Origin of the sequence: uncultured Enorma sp. (assembly GCA_905210055.1) — a bacterium.
Lineage (GTDB): Bacteria > Actinomycetota > Coriobacteriia > Coriobacteriales > Coriobacteriaceae > Enorma.
This window is the reverse complement of record CAJLVH010000121.1, coordinates 1-5,792: the sequence shown is the minus strand read 5'-3', so window position 1 is coordinate 5,792 and position 5,792 is coordinate 1. Positions and strand designations below refer to the sequence as shown.

Here is a 5,792-nt window from a genome sequence, read left to right as displayed (position 1 = left end):
GACCGCCGAGGAGAAGTTCAAGGAAGCTTCGGAGGCATATTCAGTGCTCAGCGACCCTGACAAGACGGCCGGTGTTCAGGCGTCGGCCTCGGAAGCCCGCGCTGTGAAGGGAGGTGAGTAGCATGCCGCGCGAGAATGAAGCCATCCGTTCAGAGGAGCTCGAGGCGCAAGAACTTGTAGAGCAGGCATCGGGCCAGTTTGAAGATGTGAGCGCAGAGCAAGACGCCGAGGTGCCGCGCGATGCGCTTGCCGTGGTGCGGCGCCTGTGGAAGGCGTCTCGCGGGGAGCACTGGCGTTTCGCCGTGGTGCTCGTGAGCATCGTGTGCTACACGGTGTCGCAGATCGCCGCGCCGGCATACAGCGCCCACCTCATCGACTTGCTGTGGGCGAACATCCAGCAGGCGTTCGCCGCGGGCGAGCCGTTCAGCATCGGTTGGGATACCGGTGGGCGCGAATGCCTCATCTTCCTGGGTATCTGGACGGTTGCATGGGCGTTCTACACGCTTCAGGCGTTTACCATGGCAAGTTTCGCGGAGCGCCTCAACCTCAAGCTTCGCCATGCTATCGCGCAGAAGCTCAACGTGCTCCCGCTCAAGTATTTCGACGCCAACAAGCCCGGCGACATCATGAGCCGTGCGACGAACGACCTCGACAAGGTGTCTGAGGTGCTGCAGCGTGGCCTGCTCTCCATGCTCATGGCGGTGGGCTCGGTCATCGGCGCCGTCCTCATGATGCTGCGCTACAACGTGGTGCTCACGGCGGTCTTCCTAGTCTTCGCGGCGGCGGCCATGGTTATGACGCGCCTCGTCGCGAAGCGCACGCTCGTGCTCGCCGCGCGCCAGCAGCGGGCGGTGGGCATCCTGAACGGCCATGTCGAAGAGGCGTATTCCGGGCGCATCGTGATTCGTGCGTTCAACCAGGAAGCGGCGAGTTCCGCGCGCATCCGTGAGGCGACGCAGACGCTTGCCGATACCATGCGCCGCACGGACTTCATGACGAACGTCGTGGGTCCCATGGTGCGCTGCCTGGTGCGCTTCTCGCAGGTAGCGCTCGCGCTGCTGGGTACGAGCTTCCTCATCGCGGGGCAGCTCACCATCGGTACGCTGCAGGCGTTCTTCCAGTACGTGAACACTGCGGCCGAGCCGCTCACGCAGTTCTCGCTCACCATGAACCAGCTGCAGAGCGCGCTCGCCGCGGTGGAGCGCGTGTTCGACATCCTCGACGAGCCCGAGATCGAGCCTGATCCCGTGGAGCCCGCCGAGGTGGAGCATCCGGTGCGGGGGCGCGTGGCGTTCGAGCACGTTCGCTTCGGCTACGACCCCGAGCGCCCGCTCATGCACGACGTGAGCTTCGTGGCGGAGCCGGGGCAGAAGGTGGCGATCGTGGGCGCGACGGGTGCCGGCAAGACGACCCTCATCAACCTGCTCATGCGCTTCTACGAGATTGACGGCCGTATCACGCTCGACGGCGTGGACACGCACGCCATGACCCGCGCGGACCTGCGCCGGAACTTTGGCATGGTGCTGCAGGACGCGTGGCTGCGCGAGGGGACGATTGCCGAGAACATCGCGTACGGCTGCGACGGCGCGACGCGCGAGGAGATCGTGCAGGCGGCGAAGACCGCGCAAGTCGACTTCTTCGTGCGCACCATGCCGCACGGCTACGACACCGAACTTGCGAACGACGCCGAGAACATCAGCCAGGGCCAGCGCCAGCTTTTGACGATTGCGCGCGTGTTGCTTGCGAATCCGTCGATCCTCATTCTGGACGAGGCGACGTCGAGCGTGGACACGCGTACCGAGAAGGCCATCGTCGCCGCGATGGAGGCACTCACGAGCGGACGCACGAGCTTCGTGATCGCACACCGGCTTTCGACGATCGTGGACTCCGACCTCATCCTCGTGATGGACCGCGGCACGATCATCGAGCAAGGCACGCACGAGGAGCTGCTCGCCGCCGGCGGCGCCTACGCCGACCTCTACAACTCGCAGTTCGCATAAATGCGGAGGGGTTGGTTGGGGACGTGTTCCTTCCAACCCCTTTTCGCTTCTAGTAAGTTTGCTGGAGCGTGCCTTCGATCAACCCGTTCAAGTCCTATTAGCCGAGATTGTCTGGGTTTTCGCCCGTCATGGGGATGGCTTTGTCCGGTGCCCGCAGGCTCGTGAGCGCCGAGTAGTCGCCGCCGGCTGTGGTGGGTTTCATCTCGCCTGGCGCGTACCAGTCGAGTGCGCAGTCGATCCAGGCATTCCAGAACGGCCATTCGTGCCCGCCGATTTCGGGCTCCCAATAGGTCACATCGAAGTCGTTGGCGCGCAGCAACTCGGAAAAGTCTCGGTTGCTCTGGCAGAGGTTGTCGCTCTCGCCGCATGCGATATAGAACCGCGGCTTCGGCAGCTCGGGGTTCGCGCTGAACCTCTCGGCTAGCGCAACGTAGTCCTTCTCCGAGCCTATCACCGTGTCGAGGTCGCCGAAGAACCGCTCGTAATATTTGCGCTTGCGCGGCGAATGCGAGTCGACGGCCTCGAGGATTCGATCGCGCATGAACGTGCCGGAGAGTGCGATGATGCTGCCGAAGCGGTCGGGGCGCAACAGGCCGTTGATGACGGCGGTGTACGCGCCGATGGAGATGCCGGCGAGCGCGGTGTCCTCGCGCTTGCTCGAGAGCGGGAACAGATGCCGCGTGACCTCGATGAGCTCCTCGCTGATGAATTTGCCGTGCCATTCATCGATCTCGGGCTTGTTGAGGTAGAGGCCGTCCTCGCCAGAGGGCATGATGAGCGCGATATCGCGCGCCTCAGCCGTCTCGACCACGTGTGTGCGGTCAATCCAGTCCACGTCGCGGCCGAAGAGGCCGTGCAGCAGGTATACCGTCCGGTACGGCCCGCGACGCCCCTTCGCGCGCTTCTCGCCGTCCATCTTATCGACGGGAATTACAGCGGTGAGCATGACGTTGCGCTGGAGATAGGTGGAGTAGAAATCGGCGCGGAGCAGAGCCATGGGTTCCTCCTTGGGTTGAGGGTTTGGTTAGGGACGTGATCCAACCAATCTATGAGCGAGGAAGCCAGTCGAGCGCTTGCGGCAGTGCGACGTTCCAGAAATCCCAGTCGTGCCCGCCCTCCATCTCGCGGGTTTCGACATCGATCCCTGTATCGCGAAGGCGCGTGGCGAGTTCCCGGTTGGGCGGAGCGAGCGGGTCACTCGACCCCCACGCCATGAATACGCGCGGTCGCGGGCGGTCGCAATAGACCACGTCGGCCGCCAGCCGGCGCGGATCCTTATCGCTGTTCACGGCCGCATCGAGATCGCCGAAGACGGATTCGAGGAACGGGCGGCTCAGGAAGAAGAGGTCGTCCGAGACCACGCTGTCGAAGTCGTTCATGAGCATGGCCGAGGAGAGCGCGACGATGCAACCGAAGTTTTCGGCATATTTGAACCCGTTGCGCAGCGCCCCGTAGGCGCCCATGGAGATGCCGCCGATGAAGGTGTCCTCGCGCCGGCGCGAGAGTGGGAACATCCGTCGCGCGAACTCGACGAGCTCAAGGCCCACGAAGCGGCCGTAATAGTTGTGCGCGTCCGGCTGGTCGAGGTAGAACGCGTTGTAGCCCGACGGCATAATCACGGCGAGCTGGCGCTGCTCCGCCCAGGTGCGGATGCGCGTCTCAGAGATAAAGTCGCGGTGGTTGCCCGATATGCCGTGGAGCAGGAACAGCGTTTTGAACGGCGGCTGCTCCGGTGGGCAGGGCGTGCGCTCCCAGGCGGCGGGGTCGCTGCGGCGCAAGGCGTCGAGGCCGAGCGCGGCACCGTGGTCGTCGACGGGCAGGATTACGTCGAGCGTGGTCGTGCGCATAAGGGATGGTGAGTAGTAGTCTACGCTCAGGCGTGCCATGAAAACTCCTCTGCGTGGTCGAACGCTCCCGGCCGCTCGTGGGGCACCGGCTGACGAGGGAACTCTATGTCTTCAGTATACTGCGTGTGTCGGGGTTGGATAGGTTGGTTGGAGGTGTGTTCCATCCAACCCATGGGACTGGGCCTCACGCCGGACGGTGCGACACGCGAACGTGCTGGATGGAACAGATTCCCAACCAACCCTTTTCCGCTCCTGGTCGATGCTTCAGCTTCGCATGCGGTCGACAGTGTCGGCGACGCTCTCGAGGAGCACGTCGGCTGGGGATAATTCCGTGCGCATCGCGGAATTGTTGCTGTAGGGGCGTCGAGTGCAGAAATCGATGGCCTCGCATGCACGCGAATCGTCTAGGCGGTCGACATAGCCCTTGCAGGCAAGGCATTCCGCGACGTCGGCGGCAAGGTCGTGGCGACCCATGGCGAGAAGTGTCGCCAGGAGGCGCACCACCTCGTCCGGCGCGAGCCCCAGGGAAACCGCGACGCTGCCGCGCTTCACACCTTCCGCCCAGCGCACGTTGGCGTTGGCTTGGGCGAGCACGCGCGCGCCCGCGGGCGTGAGCCGGACACCGAGGTCCACAAGCGTCGCGCGCCCGATCATGACAGCGATGAGCATGACGCAGAGCACGATGGCATCCGCCGTGCCCGGATGCTCCAACACGAGCGACGGGCAGAACAGGCACGAAAGACAGACGGCCACCGCGACGGGGGCGTTGAAGATGATGCGCGAGAGCATCCCGGGGCGCTGTGCTAGGTTGAGCGCCACCAGGTCCTTAGTGTATGCCTCCGCTTTCCGCGCGCCGAATCTTTGATGAAGCCCTTACCAGTCCCTTACGGAGTTGGTTGGGACATGTTCCGTCCAGCCATCAGGAGGGATTGCCTGGGGAGGCGGCTCGCTCTAACTGCGCGCCTGCCCATCTCTCGCCCTAAGCGACAATCTGAAACGTGATAGCAGAGCACCATTTGCTTTTCTTTCGCTTAGAAAATCTTATATAGAGAGACTTAGATTTATGTATAGAGTGGCGGCGCAGCGGAAACAATAGCCTCGATAGAACAAGGACCGCCCCGCAGGGTGGTCGCACCCCAAGAGAGGTGATTCTCATGAGAATCGACAAACTAGCAATGACCTCGAAAGAGGCGCTGCAGGCAGCCATCGGTATTGCAAGTGACGCCGAGGCCGGTGCCGTCGAGCCGGTGCATCTACTCGCTGCGTTGCTCGGGGCAGGCGAGCGCAACATCTCCGTCGTCATCGAGCGCATCGGTGCGGACCCGGCGCAGCTCGGCCGCGCGGCGCAGGACGTCATCGAGCGCGCGCCGAAGGTGACGGGCGGTGTCACGCAGATGGGCCTTTCGAACGACCTCGTGCGCGTGCTCGATCGCGCGGAGAAGCTGGCCTCCAAGATGGAGGACAATTTCGTGGTGACCGAGCATCTGCTTATGGCGCTTGCCGAAGATAAGGGCGACGCCGGTCGTCTGCTCAGGGATGCGGGTGTCACGCGCGAGCGCATCGAAGAGGTCTATCAGGAGCTGCGCGGAGACGACCGTGTGACCACGGAAGACGGTAAGATGCAGTTCGAAGCGCTCGAGCAGTACGGCCGCAACGTGTGCGACCTGGCTCGCGCTGGCAAGCTCGACCCGGTGATCGGGCGCAGCGAAGAGATCCGTCGCACCATCCAGGTGCTCAGCCGCCGCACGAAGAACAACCCCGTACTCATCGGCGAGCCGGGCGTGGGAAAGACCGCCATCGTGGAGGGCATCGCCCAGCGCATCGTGGCGGGCGATGTGCCGAGCACCCTGCGCGACAAGGACCTCATCGAGCTCGACATGAGCGCGCTTGTGGCGGGCGCGAAGTACCGCGGCGAGTTCGAGGATCGTCTAAAGGCGGTGCTCAA

General features: G+C 63.8%; 5 protein-coding genes. 2 read left to right on the top strand and 3 right to left on the bottom strand.

The window, feature by feature from the left end; all coding sequences use genetic code 11:
• The first annotated feature begins 122 nt into the window (after positions 1–122).
• Complete coding sequence (locus QZ079_RS07545; protein ID WP_297037189.1) at positions 123–2,000, top strand: ABC transporter ATP-binding protein; 1,878 nt, start codon at positions 123–125, stop codon at positions 1,998–2,000.
• 97 nt (positions 2,001–2,097) lie between these two features.
• On the opposite strand, the gene QZ079_RS07540 is transcribed toward QZ079_RS07545, so the two are convergent.
• The 3 genes from QZ079_RS07540 to QZ079_RS07530 form a co-directional block, all read right to left on the bottom strand.
• Positions 2,098–2,997 carry an alpha/beta hydrolase family protein gene (locus QZ079_RS07540; RefSeq protein WP_297037186.1) on the bottom strand — a complete coding sequence of 300 codons (900 nt, stop codon included), beginning with the start codon at positions 2,995–2,997 and terminating at the stop codon, positions 2,098–2,100.
• A gap of 49 nt (positions 2,998–3,046) precedes the next feature.
• Positions 3,047–3,886 carry an alpha/beta hydrolase family protein gene (locus QZ079_RS07535; protein WP_297037184.1) on the bottom strand — a complete coding sequence of 280 codons (840 nt, stop codon included), beginning with the start codon at positions 3,884–3,886 and terminating at the stop codon, positions 3,047–3,049.
• A 225-nt stretch (positions 3,887–4,111) separates the two neighbouring features.
• Complete coding sequence (locus QZ079_RS07530) at positions 4,112–4,666, bottom strand: hypothetical protein (protein ID WP_297037181.1); 555 nt, start codon at positions 4,664–4,666, stop codon at positions 4,112–4,114.
• 335 nt (positions 4,667–5,001) lie between these two features.
• Here QZ079_RS07530 and QZ079_RS07525 point away from each other — a divergent pair.
• Positions 5,002–5,792, top strand: a 791-nt coding sequence (locus QZ079_RS07525; protein ID WP_297037178.1) for a Clp protease N-terminal domain-containing protein, incomplete at its 3' end; no start/stop codon positions are given.